General features: G+C 69.8%; 22 protein-coding genes. 12 read left to right on the forward strand and 10 right to left on the reverse strand.

The features are described 5' to 3' along the window. Positions 1-29 precede the first annotated feature (29 nt). The 3 genes from DEIPH_RS02785 to xseB all read right to left on the reverse strand — a co-directional run bounded on the left by DEIPH_RS02785 (position 30) and on the right by xseB (position 2156). On the reverse strand, positions 30-917 hold the full coding sequence (locus DEIPH_RS02785) for an ABC transporter substrate-binding protein (protein ID WP_034353445.1): 888 nt from the start codon (positions 915-917) through the stop codon (positions 30-32). 318 nt (positions 918-1235) lie between these two features. After that, on the reverse strand, positions 1236-1862 hold the full coding sequence (locus DEIPH_RS02790; RefSeq protein ID WP_034353448.1) for a lysophospholipid acyltransferase family protein: 627 nt from the start codon (positions 1860-1862) through the stop codon (positions 1236-1238). 27 nt (positions 1863-1889) lie between these two features. Next, complete coding sequence (gene xseB, locus DEIPH_RS02795) at positions 1890-2156, reverse strand: exodeoxyribonuclease VII small subunit (RefSeq protein WP_034353451.1); 267 nt, start codon at positions 2154-2156, stop codon at positions 1890-1892. A gap of 29 nt (positions 2157-2185) precedes the next feature. Here xseB and DEIPH_RS02800 point away from each other — a divergent pair, with 29 nt between their 5' ends. The 3 genes from DEIPH_RS02800 to DEIPH_RS02810 are packed head-to-tail and all read left to right on the forward strand — an operon-like array spanning position 2186 to position 3990. Continuing rightward, a complete protein-coding gene (locus DEIPH_RS02800) occupies positions 2186-2854 on the forward strand; it encodes a flavin reductase family protein (RefSeq protein WP_034353455.1) in 669 nt (222 codons plus the stop codon). Positions 2855-2891: 37 nt separating this feature from the next. Further along, positions 2892-3425, forward strand: a complete 534-nt coding sequence (locus DEIPH_RS02805; protein WP_034353457.1) for a GNAT family N-acetyltransferase — start codon at positions 2892-2894, stop codon at positions 3423-3425. Positions 3426-3429: 4 nt separating this feature from the next. Continuing rightward, positions 3430-3990: a Uma2 family endonuclease gene (locus tag DEIPH_RS02810; RefSeq protein WP_034353461.1), complete on the forward strand. Its 561-nt coding sequence runs from the start codon at positions 3430-3432 to the stop codon at positions 3988-3990. Positions 3991-4040: 50 nt separating this feature from the next. On the opposite strand, the gene DEIPH_RS02815 is transcribed toward DEIPH_RS02810, so the two are convergent. The 4 genes from DEIPH_RS02815 to DEIPH_RS02830 form a co-directional block, all read right to left on the reverse strand. Further along, positions 4041-4397, reverse strand: a complete 357-nt coding sequence (locus DEIPH_RS02815; RefSeq protein ID WP_034353464.1) for a DUF2089 domain-containing protein — start codon at positions 4395-4397, stop codon at positions 4041-4043. 71 nt (positions 4398-4468) lie between these two features. Next, positions 4469-5104 carry a hypothetical protein gene (locus tag DEIPH_RS02820; protein WP_034353467.1) on the reverse strand — a complete coding sequence of 212 codons (636 nt, stop codon included), beginning with the start codon at positions 5102-5104 and terminating at the stop codon, positions 4469-4471. After that, positions 5101-5337, reverse strand: a complete 237-nt coding sequence (locus DEIPH_RS02825) for a hypothetical protein (RefSeq protein WP_034353471.1) — start codon at positions 5335-5337, stop codon at positions 5101-5103. The genes DEIPH_RS02820 and DEIPH_RS02825 overlap by 4 nt, the downstream gene beginning before the upstream one ends. Further along, the gene (locus DEIPH_RS02830) at positions 5334-6194 is read right to left on the reverse strand and encodes a DUF4097 family beta strand repeat-containing protein (RefSeq protein WP_034353473.1); all 861 of its coding nucleotides are present in this window, start codon (positions 6192-6194) and stop codon (positions 5334-5336) included. The genes DEIPH_RS02825 and DEIPH_RS02830 overlap by 4 nt, the downstream gene beginning before the upstream one ends. A gap of 193 nt (positions 6195-6387) precedes the next feature. Between DEIPH_RS02830 and DEIPH_RS02835 the strand changes: the two genes are divergently transcribed. The 6 genes from DEIPH_RS02835 to aguB all read left to right on the forward strand — a co-directional run bounded on the left by DEIPH_RS02835 (position 6388) and on the right by aguB (position 12119). After that, on the forward strand, positions 6388-7785 hold the full coding sequence (locus tag DEIPH_RS02835; RefSeq protein WP_034353476.1) for an RNB domain-containing ribonuclease: 1398 nt from the start codon (positions 6388-6390) through the stop codon (positions 7783-7785). Positions 7786-8055: 270 nt separating this feature from the next. Then, positions 8056-8316, forward strand: a complete 261-nt coding sequence (locus DEIPH_RS02840) for a hypothetical protein (protein WP_034353478.1) — start codon at positions 8056-8058, stop codon at positions 8314-8316. 38 nt (positions 8317-8354) lie between these two features. Next, entirely contained in the window at positions 8355-8705 is a 351-nt protein-coding gene (locus DEIPH_RS02845; protein ID WP_034353481.1) for a hypothetical protein, read from the forward strand. Positions 8706-9046: 341 nt separating this feature from the next. Continuing rightward, the gene (locus DEIPH_RS02850; protein ID WP_081790741.1) at positions 9047-10051 is read left to right on the forward strand and encodes an agmatine deiminase family protein; all 1005 of its coding nucleotides are present in this window, start codon (positions 9047-9049) and stop codon (positions 10049-10051) included. Continuing rightward, on the forward strand, positions 10036-11223 hold the full coding sequence (locus DEIPH_RS02855; protein ID WP_034353483.1) for a GNAT family N-acetyltransferase: 1188 nt from the start codon (positions 10036-10038) through the stop codon (positions 11221-11223). The genes DEIPH_RS02850 and DEIPH_RS02855 overlap by 16 nt, the downstream gene beginning before the upstream one ends. Continuing rightward, positions 11220-12119, forward strand: a complete 900-nt coding sequence (gene aguB / locus DEIPH_RS02860; protein ID WP_034353486.1) for an N-carbamoylputrescine amidase — start codon at positions 11220-11222, stop codon at positions 12117-12119. The genes DEIPH_RS02855 and aguB overlap by 4 nt, the downstream gene beginning before the upstream one ends. A 49-nt stretch (positions 12120-12168) precedes the next feature. Here the strand turns inward: aguB and truA are convergent, their stop codons facing one another. Beyond that, entirely contained in the window at positions 12169-12972 is an 804-nt protein-coding gene (gene truA, locus DEIPH_RS02865) for a tRNA pseudouridine(38-40) synthase TruA (RefSeq protein WP_034353488.1), read from the reverse strand. Between the two features lie 68 nt (positions 12973-13040). On the opposite strand from truA, the gene DEIPH_RS02870 reads away from it, so the two are divergent. Both DEIPH_RS02870 and DEIPH_RS02875 read left to right on the forward strand, forming a co-directional pair. Next, positions 13041-13964: a peptidoglycan DD-metalloendopeptidase family protein gene (locus DEIPH_RS02870; RefSeq protein WP_235183150.1), complete on the forward strand. Its 924-nt coding sequence runs from the start codon at positions 13041-13043 to the stop codon at positions 13962-13964. Between the two features lie 41 nt (positions 13965-14005). After that, complete coding sequence (locus tag DEIPH_RS02875) at positions 14006-14245, forward strand: hypothetical protein (RefSeq protein ID WP_235183151.1); 240 nt, start codon at positions 14006-14008, stop codon at positions 14243-14245. A 6-nt stretch (positions 14246-14251) separates the two neighbouring features. On the opposite strand, the gene surE is transcribed toward DEIPH_RS02875, so the two are convergent. Continuing rightward, on the reverse strand, positions 14252-15037 hold the full coding sequence (gene surE, locus DEIPH_RS02880) for a 5'/3'-nucleotidase SurE (protein WP_034353493.1): 786 nt from the start codon (positions 15035-15037) through the stop codon (positions 14252-14254). 46 nt (positions 15038-15083) lie between these two features. Between surE and DEIPH_RS02885 the strand changes: the two genes are divergently transcribed. Further along, positions 15084-15389, forward strand: a complete 306-nt coding sequence (locus DEIPH_RS02885; RefSeq protein ID WP_034353496.1) for a hypothetical protein — start codon at positions 15084-15086, stop codon at positions 15387-15389. Positions 15390-15407: 18 nt separating this feature from the next. Here the strand turns inward: DEIPH_RS02885 and DEIPH_RS20075 are convergent, their stop codons facing one another. Then, on the reverse strand, positions 15408-15578 hold the full coding sequence (locus DEIPH_RS20075) for a hypothetical protein (RefSeq protein ID WP_161636023.1): 171 nt from the start codon (positions 15576-15578) through the stop codon (positions 15408-15410). Positions 15579-15716: the final 138 nt, after the last annotated feature.

The raw sequence follows: 15716 nt of genomic DNA on the forward strand, positions 1-15716 counted from the left end.
GCTTCACCCTTTCCTTGCAAGCTCACGGCCTAGCGGAACAGTTCCGGGTGAACGAGCCGCGCCAGCCCCCGGAGGGCTTGCGGCAGCCGTGGACCGGGGCGGCCCAGGATCAGGTTCAGGTCCCGGGGGATGTCCAGCACGCGCCCCGTCTTCACGGCCTGGATGCTGTTCCAGCCGGGGCGGCTGCGCGCCGTCTTCAGGTCCAGGCCCAGCATCAGCGCCGGGTTCGCCTTCACGACGAACTCGGGGTCCACCTTCGGAAAGTCGCCCAGGCTGGCCGGGATGATGTTGCGCGCGCCCGCCTTGCTCAGCAGCACCCCCATGAAGGAATTGGGGCCGACCGAGTACGGCGCGGGGTCCACCTCGACATAGGTGAGGGGCTTGCGGACGGCATTTTTTGTCAGAATCTCGACGCGGGCGATGTCCTTTTTCATGTTCAGGACCAGCGTCTTCGCCTGGGCCTCGCGGTTGACGATGCGGCCCAGCAGCAGCGTTTTACTGAACACCTCGTCGTAGGTCTCGGGATTCACGGCCAGCACGGTCACGCCCGCCTGGGTCAGCGGCCCTTCGAGCTTGCCGTACTTGCTCACCAGCACCAGGTCGGGCCGCAGGGCCACGATCTTCTCGATGTCGGGGTCGTAGAGGCCGCCCACCTTCGGCAGCCGCGTGACCGCCTGCGGAAAGTCGCTGAAGGTGTCCACGCCGACCAGCCGGTCACAGGCCCCGACCGCGCACAGCGTCTCGGTGGTGCTGGGCAACAGGCTCACGATGCGCTTCGGTTCCGCGCGCACCGTGACCCGGCGGCCCAGGTCGTCGGTGAGGGTCAGGGGGTAGGGGGCGGCCCCCGCCGTGCCCGCGCCCAGGGCGAGGGCCAGCGGAAGCAGGGCCAGCGGGATGAGGGACAGGCGTTTGTGCATGACAGGTCTCCTCCTGGCCCTTACGGAAAAGGCCGCCCGGTGGGGGCGGCGGGGGGAGGTGTCCAGACGCGCCGGGAGCGCGGGCCGGGCAGTTCCTCCATTCCGCGAGAGGGCAGGCCACCGGGGCCGCGCCGTGGCGGCGCAGTCCGGGACAGGGCAGGTGTTCGGACTTCCCGCCTCTCCTCTCCCTGGCCGGGTAGGGGCGGTGACCGTTGCGCGACAGTGCCGGACTCTCACCGGTCTTTCCCCGCGCCCGTCGCGGTTACTATAGCCCCGCCCGTTGCGGCCCCACCGTGACCGGAGCGGGACGGGGGAGCCTCAGCCCCGCTCCCCGACCGGCGGCGCGAGTTCGGCCAGGCGGTCCCCGATGGTGGCGGTCAGGACCTTGATCCCCCCCGCAGGCGGCAGCGGCTCGCCAAAGCGCACGACCCAGCGTTTACCGTTGCGGCTGAGGCCGACCGGCAGCACCGGGGCCTTGCCTTTCAGGGCCAGCAGCGCCACGCCGCCCTGCATCTCGCCGCCGCCGCGCGTGCCTTCGGGGAAAATGCCCAGCGTGCCGCCCGCCTGCAAGATCCGCAGGCTGGTCCGCACCGCTCCCAGGTCGTTGGTGCTGCGGTCCACCGGAAAGGAGCCGCCCCCCCGGATGATGTGGCCAATCACCGGCACGAACAGTTCCTTTTTGGCCATGAATTGCAGAAAGCGGCCCGGCGGCAGGCTGCGCGCGATCAGAAAGGGATCGAGGTTCGTGCGGTGGTTGGCGGCCACGATCAGCGGCGTGCCGGGCGGCGGCACATGCTCGCGGCCATGCACCTCGATCCGCATGCCGGTCAGGAACACGGGCAGCGTCGTGAAGAACACGACGGCGCGGTACACCCAGGGAATGACGGGCGGCGCGCCGGTCGCTGGGGCCGGGGCAGAGGCGGCAGGCGGGCGGGCGTCACTCATAGGGCGAGGATACGCCCGCGCCCGCGCTCAGGCCTCCTGATCCGCGTCCAGTTCAGGGCTGCCCGCCCCGGGGCCGCCGTCCTCCTCCCCGTCTTCCGCCTCCATCCAGTCGCCCGCCAGCACCGCCCGCACCGCCTCGATACGCTCGCGGCAGGCGGCGTAGGCCGCGCGGGCTTCCTCCAGCAGCGGCAGCACGCGGTCGAGGTCGGCCTCGCCGGTTTCCAGTTCGGCGGCGATGCGTGACAGCCGCGCGTAGGCCTCGCGGTACGTCAGGGCGGGGGGAGCGTCCGGCACCCCCCGAGGATAGCGCCGTACCCTGAGGCATGTCCCTTCCGGCCTCCCCATCCCCAGAGTTCCGGCACTTCGATTTCGCCGCGCTGAGCGCCGCCGAGCGCTACAAGCTGGTCACCGGCGTGGTCGTGCCGCGTCCGATTGCCTGGGTGACCACCCTGGGCGCGGACGGGCACGTGAATCTCGCGCCGTATTCCTTTTTCGGGCTGATGGGGTCGGACCCGGCGGTCGTGGCCTTCGCCCCCGGCGACCGCGTGGACGGCACGCCCAAGGACACGGCCCTGAACATCGCGGCGGGCGGCGAGTTCACCGTGAATCTGGTCAGCGCCGACCTCGCGCCTGTGATGAACGCCACCGCGACCGACTTTCCGCACGGCGTGGGCGAGCCGGAGAGCGTGGGCCTCCCGCTGGCCCCCGGCCTCCGGGTCCGCGTGCCCCGTGTGGCCGCCAGTCCCGCCGCCCTCGAATGCCGTGAGGTCCAGACCGTGCTGATCGGCCGCACCCGCGTGATCCTGGGCGAGGTGCTGGGCCTGACCCTGCGCGCGGACGCCCTGCTGGACGAGGGAAAAATGTACGTGGACACCGCCGCCCTCGATCTGGTCGGGCGCATGGGGGGCCGGGGCACCTACACGCGCACGCGGGACACCTTCACGATCGACCGAATCAGCTACGCCCAGTGGCAGGCCAGAACCCCGGAGTGAGCGAGGCCGACGCCGCCTTTCTCACGTACCCTGAACCATGACGCCGCCCTTCACCGTCCGGCCCGCCGTTCCCGCTGACGCCCCCGCCCTGGCGCATGTTCACACGGCGAGCTGGCAGGAGACATACACGGGGCTGATGCCGCCGGACTTCCTGGCCAGGATGACGGATGGGGCGGCCCACGAGCGGCGGCGGCAGATGTGGGAGGGCGCGGCTACCGACCCGGCCCAGATCGTCCTCGTGGCGGAACAGGACGGCGCGGTCATCGCCTTCGCCTCCGGCGGCCCGGCTCGGGACCATCCCGGCGTGGACGCGGAACTGTATACCCTCTATGCCCTGAAATCGGCACACGGGCAGGGCCTCGGGCGGGCGCTGCTGCACGCGCTGGCGCAGGAATTGCAGGCAGGCGGCGCGCGCAACCTGGCCCTGTGGGTGCTGGACGTGAACCCCACCCGCCAGTGGTACGCGCGCCTGGGAGGCCGCGAGGCGGGCGAGAAGACGCAGGCCATTCCCGGTAGCGGCGAACTGCGCGAAGTGCGTCTGGTCTGGGACGACCTCGCGCGGCTACGATAGATGCATGAGCGAACCTGCCCCCCGGGCCATGAGCGTGGAGGAGTACTTGCGAACGGAGGAAAAAAGCCCCCACAAGCGCGAGTATGTCGGCGGGTTCGTGTACCCACTGCACGCTCAGGCGGGAGCCAGTCGGTCACATGTCCTGATCAGCGGCAACATTTTCGGGAGGTTGTACGCTGACGCCCTGCGGGCCGGATGCCGCCTCTACCAGAGCGACATGAAATTGCGGGTCGAGGACACGGCGTCCTTCTTCTACCCCGATGTCATGCTCGTCTGCGACCGGGACAGTGGCGACAACCATGCCGAAACCTCCCCCTGCCTGCTGGTGGAGGTGCTCCCAGACAGCACTGCCTCGCATGACCGTTTTGGCAAGTACGGTGTCTACACCGCCATTCCCAGTCTCCAGAGCTATCTGATCGTGGAGCAGAAGGAACGGCGCGTGTACGCCTACCAGCGGCAGGCGGGCGGCTGGCACTTGCAGGACTTGAGCGGCAGCGGCAGCGTCGAGGTGCCCTGTCTAGGGCGCAGCCTGACGCTGGACGAAATCTACCTGGGCGTGCTTTAGGGGCGTGGAACGCGGAACGCCACCGGCACCTTTCCCGCCTCCCACGCCCGCTACCGCCGCAGCTTCCTGGCCGCCTCGTCCGGCGTGATCTCGCCGCGTTCCAGGCGTTCGAGCACGTCCGCCTGGGGGTCACTGAGTTCGGGTTCGTAGCCGATGGCGCGCAGCAGGGTGTCGAAGCGGGCGCGCACGGTGGGATAGCTGATGCCCAGCACCCGCTCGACTTCCTTGAGGTTGCCGCGCACACGGATATACAGGCGCAGGAAGTCGAGATTCTCGGGCGTCAGGGTGGCGAACTCGTTCAGCTCGAAGACGCCGCGCACGGTCACGCCGCTGGTCGGGAACTGCAATTCCGTGACCAGCGGGGCTTCTGTCTCGTCGGGAAAAGGGAGGGGCAGGGGTCTGGGCATAGGGTCACTCTACGCAGTGGGCACGGGCGGGGAGCCGAGGACCAACCTTGCCCTCTGCTCTCCATCTCCCGTCACTTCAGGCTGATCCGCACGCTGTTGCCCGAGCTGTCCTCGGCGTTGATCAGGTCGCCGGGGGGCGGTCCCGCCTCGATCAGCAGTTGCAGCGCCTCGATGCTCAGGCCCGCGCGTTCCAGCGCCTCGCGGCCATGCGGGGGAATGAGCCGGTCGAGGTGCGGCGCGAGGCTGACGGGCAGATTCGCCTCGTACTCGTCGCCGCTGGAAGACTCGACCTGCACGCGCAGGATACGGGCGGAGGCCGGGCGGCCCGCCGCTGGACGGGGTGCGGGGCCGTCGAAGGCGCGGTCCACGCTGCCGGTGATGCGGTCGACCATATCGTCTATGCCTCCTGTCAGGCGTTCCACCAGGCCGTCCATGCCCTGCACGTGACGGCCTCCCACCACCACCCGTGGGGCGCGGGGCGCGGGGGGCGGCTGCGGCACGTCGCGCATGCCGCGCAGCAGCAGCAGGTGTTCGGCCACCTGTTCGGTGCCGACTTCCTCCCGGGCCAGCAGGGACGCGACGAGTTCGCGGTCGCTGTCCGTCAGCGCCAGCCGGGGACTCAGGGCGGCCAGCAGCGGCGCGGCGTCTTCCAGGCTCAGGCGGCCTGCGCGCACCAGGTCCAGCAGCCGTTTGACTTTCTCTTTCACCGGAAACCTCCTCGGCTGGCCAGGCTGGCTTCCAGCGCCGCGAGCTGCTGCTGGCGCACACGGAGCTGCTCCAGGTCGCCGCCGCTCCAGACCAGAGTCCAGAGACGCGGCCAGAAGGAAGGGCGCTGGACAGGGGCCGGATGCAGCTGGACGCGGCGAAGGATGCGGAAGCCGCGCCCCCGGCGGACCGTCGACCGGACAACGGGGCGGAGCGAAACGTGCGGGGCCGTCATGCCGTCACGACCTTGACCTGGCCGGCCGCCACCCGGCAGGAGAGCTGGGCGTCACCGCCTCCGAGTTGCCCGCTGTGGCGGGTGTTCAGAAAGCCGCCGCTCCGGTGGGTGGGAAAGTCGGCCTTGAAGGCCCCGACCGTCACGTCGGCGTCGAGCTGGACGCTGCTGCCGGGCAGCAGGTGGAGGGTGGCGTTCCCGGCGTTCACCTCCACGCGGTGGTCACCCTGCGTGAGCTGTCCGGCCCACTTCAGGTTCCCGCCGTTCACGCTGGCATTCAGGCTGCCCGCCTGCTCCAGGGTGAGGTTGCCGCCGTTCACGGTCAGGTGGGCGGGGCCGTGAATGGTCGCCGCGTTCAGGTTGCCGCCGTTGACGTCGGCCTGGAGGCTCAGGGCGCTGCCCATGCGGATGTTTCCACCGTTCACGTCGGCCCGCAGCTCGCCCGTGAGGTCGGGCAAGGTGAGATTCCCGCCCTCCACCTGCGCGGCGACGTGCCGGGGGGCAAACGGCACGGTCAGGATGGCCTTCAGCAGCGAGTGGCTGCCTTGCAGCGGGTGCGTGCGCGCCACCTGCCAGCCCTCCGGCAGCGCCGTCAGGCTCAGCTCACCCTCGCGGTTGGCGCCGAGGTGCGGCTGGGGGACGGCCGGGTCATGAATCACCGTGAGGCTGTACCCGCTGACCTTGAGCCGCAGGTCGGGGGGCGTATCACCGGTCTCAGCCACCTGAAGCGCGGGCACCGGAGCGGGGCTGTCCACCGCGTTCCCCTCCAGCAGCCCGGCGGCCTCCTCGGGGGTGAGTTTGCCTTCGGCCACCAGACGGTCCACCTGGGCGCGGAAGCTCTCGTTCGCGTATTCATTCATGCGCTCCTCCTTGGCACAATAGAAACACAGAGAAGATAATCTGTCAAGTCTTGTTTTCGATTTGGTGAAGCCTAGTAAGAACTTCTCTCGTAGAGGGGGGCAACTCCCCAACCTTTGGCCTCTCTGGGAGACAGGATGGAAACCCCAATTTTCCATCCCGGCGTCGCGGGGGAAGCCGCGTATTCTCGGGGGCATGACTGCCCCTTCCTCCGCCCTCCCCGAACTGACGGCCGCGCAGCGCACGGAGGTGGAACTCGTCGCCCGTGGCAAGCAGGAAAAATCCCGGACCCTGCGGGACCTCGCCCAGCCCGAGACCCCCGAGGCGGCCCACGCGCTGCTGCTGAGGCTGGGCCTGTGGAACGAGGCCCGGACGCCCTACGCCGACCGCCTGGGCGCGACCCTTCAGCCCGTGGGGCTGGAGGTGCCCGGCTTCCCGGAGGAGGCCCGCCTGGACCTCACGCACCTCCCCGCCTATGCCATCGACGACGAGGGCAACCGCGACCCCGACGACGCGGTAGGGCTGGAGGACCTGGGCGGCGGCCTGACCCGGCTGTGGGTGCATGTGGCGGATGTGGCGGCGCTGGCCCCGGCCGGCAGCCCGCTGGACGAGGAGGCCCGCTCGCGCGGCGCGACCCTGTATCTGCCCGACCAGACCATCGGGATGCTCCCGGACGCGCTGGTGGACCGCACCGGCCTGGGCCTGAGCGAGATCACGCCCGCCCTCTCGATTTCCCTGGACCTGGACGCCGACGGCAACGCCGACGCGGTGGACGTGCAACTGACCCGCGTGCGCGTCACCCGCCTGACCTACACGCAGGCGCAGCAGCGGCTGGAGGCGGGTGAGGAACCCTTCGTCACGCTGGCCCGCCTGGCCCGTGCCAGCCGCGAGCTGCGCGAAGCGGAGGGGGCGCTCTCGATCGACCTGCCGGAAGTGCGGGTGAAGGCGGACGAACAGGGCGCGGCCGTCTCGCCCCTCCCCAGGCCCGAGATGCGCTTCGTGGTGCAGGAATGCATGACGCTGGCGGGGTGGGCCGCCGCGATCTACGCCGACGACCACGCCCTGCCCCTGCCCTTCGCCACCCAGGACGCCCCCACGTGGGACGTGCGGGGCGACACCCTCCCAGCCCACTGGGCGCGGCGCAAGACGCTGGCCCGCACCCGCTTTCAGCCCGCGCCGGGGCCGCACCACGGGATGGGCCTGGACCTCTATGCCCAGGCGACCAGCCCGATGCGGCGTTACCTCGACCTGGTGGTGCATCAGCAGCTCCGGGCGCAGCTGACGGGGAATGAACCCCTGAGCGGCAAGGAGGTCGCCGCCCGCGTCGCCCAGGCGCAGATGAACGCCGACGCCACCCGCCAGGCCGAACGCCTCAGCCGCAAGCACCACACCCTGCGCGCCGTGGCCGCCCAGCCGGAGCGCGAGTGGGACGCCGTGGTGGTGGACCGGCGCGGCCCGCAAGCGACGCTGCTGATCCCCGATCTCGCCCTCGACCTGCCGCTCAGCACGCCCGCGCCCGCCGGCACGGCGCTGAAGGTGCGGCTGACGGACGTGAATCTGCCGGCTTTGACGGTGCGGGCGCGGACGGTCTAAAGCATTTGTCAAAAAGAAGGTCTCTTTTTGACCGAGCGGGCGGGCAGGCGTCCTCAAGGGCGTCCGTTCTGCCCAAGACAGCGAGTGCAATAGGAAGAGCGTTTGGGAGAATGGAACCGTTGGAGGGAAAACGCCTCCAACGGTGTCATTCGGACAAATGCTCTAGACACCGCACAGCCCCCGGGCTTTGCCCCGGCAGCAGGCGCGGCGGGCGCAAAATCCGCTTCACCTTTCATTCATCTGCTGGGCGGTCTGTTTACACTCAGGGCCATGAACGGCGTGCCCACCGACATCGTGTCCCTCAGGATGAGTCACTGCCGAGCCGAACACGCAGCCATGGAAGCGCAGTACCACCTGGCCGTGCTGTACTACCGCGAATGCCTGGAAGCGGCGGAGCGCCGCGAGGACTGCCGCGCCACCCAGTTCTTCGCCCTGAAGCTCGCCGCCTGCTACGACCAGATGGGCTTTGCCGCCAAGGCCGCCCACTTCCGCGCGCTGGCCTGCCCCGGTGACCTCCCGCTGCTGGGCTGAGCGGGGAACGCCGGGGCGTCCGGAGGCGTACCCCTGACATGAAGCCCCGCCTCCTGCTGCTGCTGGCCCTGACCGGGCTGCCCACCGCTTCGGCGGCCCCGAAGCCACACACGTTGACCCTGCAAGCCGGGCAGACGGCCTCCCTGAACGGCGCACAGCTCACCCTCCTGAGATTCACGGACAGCCGCTGCCCGCCCCGCGCCCTGTGCGTCATGGCGGGCAACGTCACGGCGAAGGTGTTCGTGCGCCGGGGCCAGTCCTCGCGCCTCTACACGGTGGTTCTGCCAGGTCAGGCCGTGGGCACGCTGGCCGGGAAATTGAAACTGACCGCCGCCACCCGCGCCAAAGCGCGCCGGCAAAAGCAGGTGCTGACCTTCACGCTGGACTGAAGGCCCGCCCGTGCCGGTCTGGTCTGGTCTGGTCTGGTCTGGAGCATTTGTCAAAAAGAGACCTTCTTTTTGACCGAGCGGGCGGGCAGGCGTCCTCAAGGGGAGGGCAGGCTTGCTCAAGCGAGTCCGTTCTGACCGACAGTCCGTTCTGCCCAAGACAGCGAGTGAAAGAAGGAGAGAGTTTGGGACTTGCAAAGCTGCGAAGCAGAGAATAGAACCGTTGGAGGTGCTTTTCCTCCAATGGTGTAATTCAGACAAATGCTCTAATGACGGGCATGACCACTCCGCCTGTCTCCCATTTTCTCCCGCAGGACCCCACCCCGCGCGACCGGGGCTTCGTGATGCCGCCCGAGTGGGCGCCGCACGCGGCCACCTGGATGAGCTGGCCCGCCGGTGACGAGCTGTGGTTCGGCCACCTCGCGGGCGTGCGGGACGAGTTCGCGGAGCTGGTGCGGACCATCGCCCGCTTCGAGCCGGTGCATCTGCTGGTCCGCGACCCCGAGAGCGAGCGGGACGCCCGCGCCCGCCTGGAAGGCGCCAACGTCACCTACCACCATGTGCCCCTGGACGACGTCTGGATCCGGGACAACGGGCCGATTTTCGTGCAGCGCGGCGGGGACCTCTCGCTGGTCAACTGGCGCTTCAACGCCTGGGGCGGCAAGTTCGAGTGGGAGAACGATGACCGCGTGCCCGAGTACGTGGCGCAGTTCCTGGGGATGCCCCACTGGGACCGCCCCGAGGTGCTGGAAGGCGGCGGCCTGGAAGTCAACGGCGCGGGCGTGGGCCTGACCACCCGGTCCTGCTTCCTGACCGACACCCGCAATCCTGACCTGACCGAAGAGGACTACGCGGCGCTGCTGCGGGGCACGCTGGGTGTGGACCGGCTGCTGTGGCTGGACGGCGGCCTGGAAAACGACCACACCGACGGCCACATCGACACCATCACCCGTTTCGTGGACGCGCGGACCATCGTGACGAGCATAGCGGAGGACGAGCACGACGCCAATTTCCCGGTGATGCAGCAGAACCTGGCCGCCCTGCGCGGGATGACCAATCTGGAGGGCCAGCCCTTCCGCATCGTGGAACTGCCGCTGCCCGCCCGGCGGCTGGAAGGCGCAGAGGGACGGCTCCCGCCCACCTACGCGAACTTCTACATTGGGAACGGCTTCGTGGTGGTGCCGCAATACGGCGACCCCAACGACGCCCGCGCGCTGGAGGTGCTGCAGCCCCTCTTCCCGGGCCGCGAGGTGATCGGGCTGCCGAGCCGCGAGATCATCGAGGGCGGCGGCTCCTTCCACTGCATGACGCAGCAGCAGCCGGTGGGGGGGGCGTGGTCGGGCGAGTGACCACGCTGGGGGACGGCTACGAGGCCCGCCCCATCTCGTTAGAGGCGTACCGGGAGGCCTGCACGCGGCTGGAAGGCCGCATCTTCGGCGGGAACTGGGGTTACGCCTTCGACCCACCGGTCAAGGCGCCGCCGCCGCTGGGCGAGAGCTTCCAGTGGGGCCTCTTTCACGGCGATGACCTGATCGGCTGGCACCACGCGCACCAACGTGACGAGCGGACGGTCTACATGGCCGACACGGGGGTTCTGCCCGAGCACCAGGGAAAGGGCCTCTATTCGCGCCTGCTGCCGCACGTGCTGGCCGTGTACCGGGACGCCGGCTACACCCTGGTGAGCAGCCACCACCGCGCCACCAACAACCGCGTGCTGGTCCCCAAGCTGCGCGCGGGCTTCTTCATCCAGGGCCTGAACCTGTACGAGGGCGGGCTGAACGCGGCGCTCACGCTGAGCCTGGACGGAACGTACCGGGAAGCGATGCACGTCCGCAGCGGCTTCCGGCCGGCGGCGGGCGAAGCGGCGCGGCGGCTGGGGCTGCACCTCCAGCCGGGGGCAGGGGAAGACGGGCAGGAAGCGCCCCGGGTGCCCATGCCCGAAACGGACGGCGAGGGCCTGGACCTGGGGGACGGCTACACCCTCTGGCGCGTGCCCTACGCGGTGTACCGGGACGTTTACGCGCGGCTGGAGGCTAGCGCCTACGCTTCCGTGTCCTTCGACTGGGCTTCCCCCGCGCCGCTTGCGGGTCCCGACGTGCCGAGGTACGTCTGGCTGATCGCGCACGCGGGCGAGGTGGCGGGCTGGCAACTCTCACGCCAGTGGGACGCGCGCACGGCGTACATGGTGAACACGGCCTTCCTGCCCCGGCACCGGGGCAAGGGCCTGTATACCCGGCTGCTGCCCGCCGTGCTGGACGCGCTGAAGGCCGGGGGCTACAGCCTCGTCCGCAGCCATCACCACGCGACCAACAACGCGGTGCTGATCCCGAAACTGCGCGCGGGGTTCCGCCTCCAGGGCCTGCAGGTGGACGAACACGGCGTGATGGCGGTCCTGATCTACCCCTTCCACCCCGTGTACCGTGACTACATGGATGTCCGCAGCGGCCTGACCCGCCCCCAAGACGAGGTGGCCCGCCGCCTTGGCCTGTCCCCGCTGACCCCTGAGGAGGAAGCCACATGACCCAGAACGCAACCCCGCAACAGGTAAAACTGGCCGTCGTGCAGATGCACGTGACCGACCAGCTCGAAGACAACGTGAGCCGCGCCGAGGCCCACGTGCGTGACGCGGCGCGGCAGGGGGCACAGGTCGTCCTGCTGCCCGAACTGTTCGAGAACCTGTATTTCTGCCAGGTGGAGCGCGAGGACTATTTCGCGCTGGCGCACCCGGTGGAGGGGCATCCCTTTATCGGGCGCTTTCAGAACCTCGCCGCCGAACTGGGCGTGGTGCTGCCGCTCTCGTACTTCGAGCGGGCGGGGCAGGCGCATTACAACTCGCTGGTGTGCATCGACGCCGACGGCACCCTGCTGGGCAACTACCGCAAGACCCACATTCCCGACGGCCCCGGCTACGAGGAGAAGTATTACTTCAACCCCGGCGACACCGGCTTCAAGGTCTGGCCGACCCGCTTCGGGCGCGTGGGCGTGGGCGTGTGCTGGGACCAGTGGTATCCCGAAACCGCCCGCTCGCTGATGCTGCTGGGTGCGGACTTCCTGCTGTATCCCACCGCCATCGGCTCCGAACCCGCCGAGGTCGAGAGTCCCAACAGCCACCAGATGTGGCAGCGGGCGATGCAGGGCCACGCGGTCAGCAACTCCAGCTACGTGGGGGCCTGCAACCGCATCGGCACCGAGGTCGTGGGCGACCTGGCCCAGACGTACTACGGGCACTCCTTTATCAGCGACTACACCGGCGAGATCGTGGCGGAGTTCGGTGAAAGCGAGGAAGGCGCGCTGACCCACGACCTGAATCTGGCCGAGGCGAGGAAGTTCCGCGCGGGCATGGGCTTTTTCCGCGACCGCCGCCCGGAGTTGTATGGGCCGCTGCTGACAACGGACGGCGTGACGCGGCGGGGGTGAGGCTGGCGAAAAGGAGCGGAGGCCGGGTGCTTCCGCTCCTTATTTTTGCTCACGGCTCAAAGCCCCTGTAGCTCGCCCCGGTGAACGTCAGCCCGTACCCCGGCACATTGGCTCCTGCCTGCGCCCGCTCGCGCCCGGCGAGGATCACGGCGACCTCTTCCGGAACGAGCTTGCCCTGACCCACCAGCAGCAGCGTGCCGACCAGCCCCCGGACCATATGGCGCAGGAAGCTTTCCCCCGCCACCCGCACCTCCCAGACGCTTCCGCCAGGGACGGGCGGGCCGGGGTGAACGGCCAGCGCCCGCACCTCGCGCACGGTCTGCCGGTCCTCGCGCGTGGCAAAGGCGGCGAAGTCGTGCGTGCCGAGCAACCGGGCAGCGGCGGCGTTCATGGCGGGCACGTCGAAGGGACCGGGGACATGCAGCGCCCGCCCGGCCCAGAGTGGATGCCGCTGGGGTGCGGCGAGCAGAAGATAGCTGTAGCGGCGCTCGGTGCAGGAAAAGCGGGCATGAAAGCCGCCAGGCGCAGGCCCGGCCTCCAGCACGGCCACACTGGGCGGAAGGTGCGCGTTCAGGGCGCGGGCCAACCGGTCCGGGGGAATGCGGAAGCCCTCCGGCACGTCCACATGCGCGGGCATCGCCGCCGCGTGGACACCCGCGTCGGTGCGCCCGGCAGCGACGGGCCGCGCCACCCCTTCCCCGCTCAGGCGCACCAGCGCGGCGTGGAGCGTGTCCTGCACGCTGGGCGCATTGAGTTGCGCCTGCCACCCGGCAAAGCCCGCGCCGTTCCAGGCCAGCCGCAGCCGCAGACGCACGAAACCGGCAGGTGGGGCAAAGAAGGGAGGCTCGGTCATGGGCGCAGAGTAACGCCGTATGCAATTCCTCACTTATCGGTCACGCTTCCCCCATTATGCTAAGGGACGTGTCCCCCATTCTCATCCGGCGCTCCTGCGAGTCCAAGGTGCGGCTGACCGCTGTTCGGCGCATGCTGGTCACCGGAACGCTCGTCCTGGCGGGGCTGGCGAGCGCTGCGACGAGTTACCGCGTGCGCCCCGGCGACAACCTGACCGTGATCGCCCAGCGGGCCGGAATCAGCGTCGCGGCGCTCAAGGCGGCGAATCCCGGCCTGCGGAATGCCAACCAGGTCCAGGCGGGCAAGACCCTGAGCATTCCCAACCGGCAGTTGCCCGGCCAGCTCCACCGCGTCAAGAGCGGTGAGAACCTGACCAGCATCGCGCACCGCTATGGCCTGCGGCTGCCGCAACTGCTCCAGGCCAATCCGGGGCTGAACACCCACCGGCCTCTGCGGGCGGGCGCGAGCGTGCAGATTCCGGGGCGCAACGTGGCGGCCCGGCTGCCCAGTCCGGGCCGTCTGACCGGCAGCCCGGTCGTCCGCCGCAGCGCCCCTGCCGCGACGCTGCGCACGGCCTCGATCCGCGTTTCTTCGGCGCTCTCGGCTTCCGGGTGGCTGTGGCCGGTGGGGGGGTACCGCTACGTCAGCAGCGGCTTCGGCGACCGCGTGCTGGACGGTGAACACGAGGGGCATTACGGTGTGGACATCGTCGCGCCCCAGGGCGCCATCGTGCGCGCCGCGCGCTCGGGCCGGGTGCTGGAGTCGCGCGCCGACTTCGAGCGGGGCTGGGGCTGGACGGTCGTGATCGAGCATCCCGACGGCTGGATCACCCGCTACGCCCACCTCAGCGCCAACCTCGCCCGCACGGGGGAACGGGTCGTGCAGGGGCAGCCCATCGGCCGGGTCGGCAGCACGGGCCGCAGCACCGGCCCCCACCTGCATTTCGGCACCTACCTGCGCTGGAATCCCAAAGACCCCCTCGCGCTGTACTGAGGAGAGCGGCCAGCAGAAACGAACTCGTGGAGGCCCCCCGAATGTCCCCACCCATGCAGGTGCATTACGCCGAGGCACGCGGCGAGCAGGCCGAATCCGAGCTGCACGCCTTCCTGAACGCGCTGCCGGGTCTGCCGGGCTTTCTGGGGGCCGAGTTGCTGGTCAGCCCCGCCCAGCCGGGCCTCGCGCTGGTCGCCAGCCGCTGGGCGGAAAAGGTGCCTCCGCTACCCCTGCCGCACGGCACACGGGCCTGGGTGTTCGAGGTGCTGGACCGGCGCTGATCCGCCCTAGATCTCCGGCACGTAGCCCGCGACTTCCCCCAGCAGGTCGCGGGCGGTCAGGTCCAATCTCACGGGGGTCACGCTGACGAAGCCCGCCTGCACCGCGCCGTAATCGGTGTCCGGGTCGTGGGCATCGGGGGCGCGGCTGGTTCCGGCAACCCAGTGGTACTCGCGGCCCTCGGGGTCGTGGCGGGTCACGATGGCGTCTTCCCAGCGGTGTTCGCCCACCCGCGTCACGCGCACGCCGTGCGGCAGGGCGGCGGGAAAGTTGACGTTCAGCAGCACGCGCGGCGGCAGGCCCCTGGCGAGGACCTCGCGCGCCAGCCGGGCCGCGTAGGCCGCGCCCGCCGTGAAGCTGTACTCGCCCCCCGCCCCGCCCTGCTGGCTGAACGCAAGGGCCGGCAGGCCCAGCGCCAGGCCCTCGATGGCCGCCGCGACCGTCCCCGAGTGGGTCAGGTCGTCGCCCAGATTCGGCCCCAGGTTGATGCCGCTGACCACCAGATCGGGCCGCCCAAGCAGGTGGACACCCAGCACCACACAGTCGGCGGGGGTGCCGTCCACCCGGTACGCCGGGATTTCGCCGAAGCCCGCCGACGCGGTGTGCTTGAACCGCAGCGGGCGGCGAATGGTGATGCCGTGCCCGACCGCCGACTGCTCCACGTCGGGTGCGACCACCACCACGTCGCCCACATCGGCCAGGGCGAGCGCCAGCGCCTTGATGCCGGGCGAGAAGATACCGTCGTCGTTGGCGACCAGGATGGATTTCCGGGCAGTGTCCCCGTTGTACGTCATGCCCCAGGCTAGCGCGCGGTCCGCCCTCCCCTGCTAGCATTACGCCATGAACAAAAGAATCGTCGTGAAGTTTGTTCCACCCGCACCCGTGAAGGTCCCGAATGGCAAAAGCACCACGCGCACCCGGACCTGGCAGGTGGACAGGCTGATCGAGTTTCTGAGGTCGGGTCTGGAACCGCTGGTGACCGAGGCGTACCCCGGCACTGAGTTGGAAGTCATTGAGGGCCGGGCCGCTGACGTGCGGTTCGACGGCTGGAAACCAGAAAAGCCGGCTGTTCTGCGGGAACAGATCGGGGAGATGATCGGGACGGTGATGGAGGACCTGGAGGCGGAGGAGTACCTGAACGCCTGACCGAGACTTAGCGCCACATCAAAAGCGCCCCCACACCGCCCACGCGAACGCCCCCACGACCGGCACGGCGACCACCAGCGCCAGCAGCAGCGTGTCCGCCTCCCGGTAGGCCAGCCAGTTGCCGAGCAGACCGGCGACGGCGAGGGTCAGTGCGAACCAGAACACGGCAGGCGGGGGACGTTCGGGCATGGGGAGAGGGTAAACGAAAGGGCCGCCCAGCAGCAGGCGGCCCCGACTTCCCTTCCTCTGGCCCTACACCACCCCACCCGGCCAGCGCACCCGCAGCACGCCACGCGGCCCCCCTGCCCGCTCGATGGTCCAGCCGGA

It is taken from the genome of Deinococcus phoenicis (assembly GCF_000599865.1).
In the GTDB taxonomy this organism is placed as follows: Bacteria; Deinococcota; Deinococci; order Deinococcales; family Deinococcaceae; genus Deinococcus; species Deinococcus phoenicis.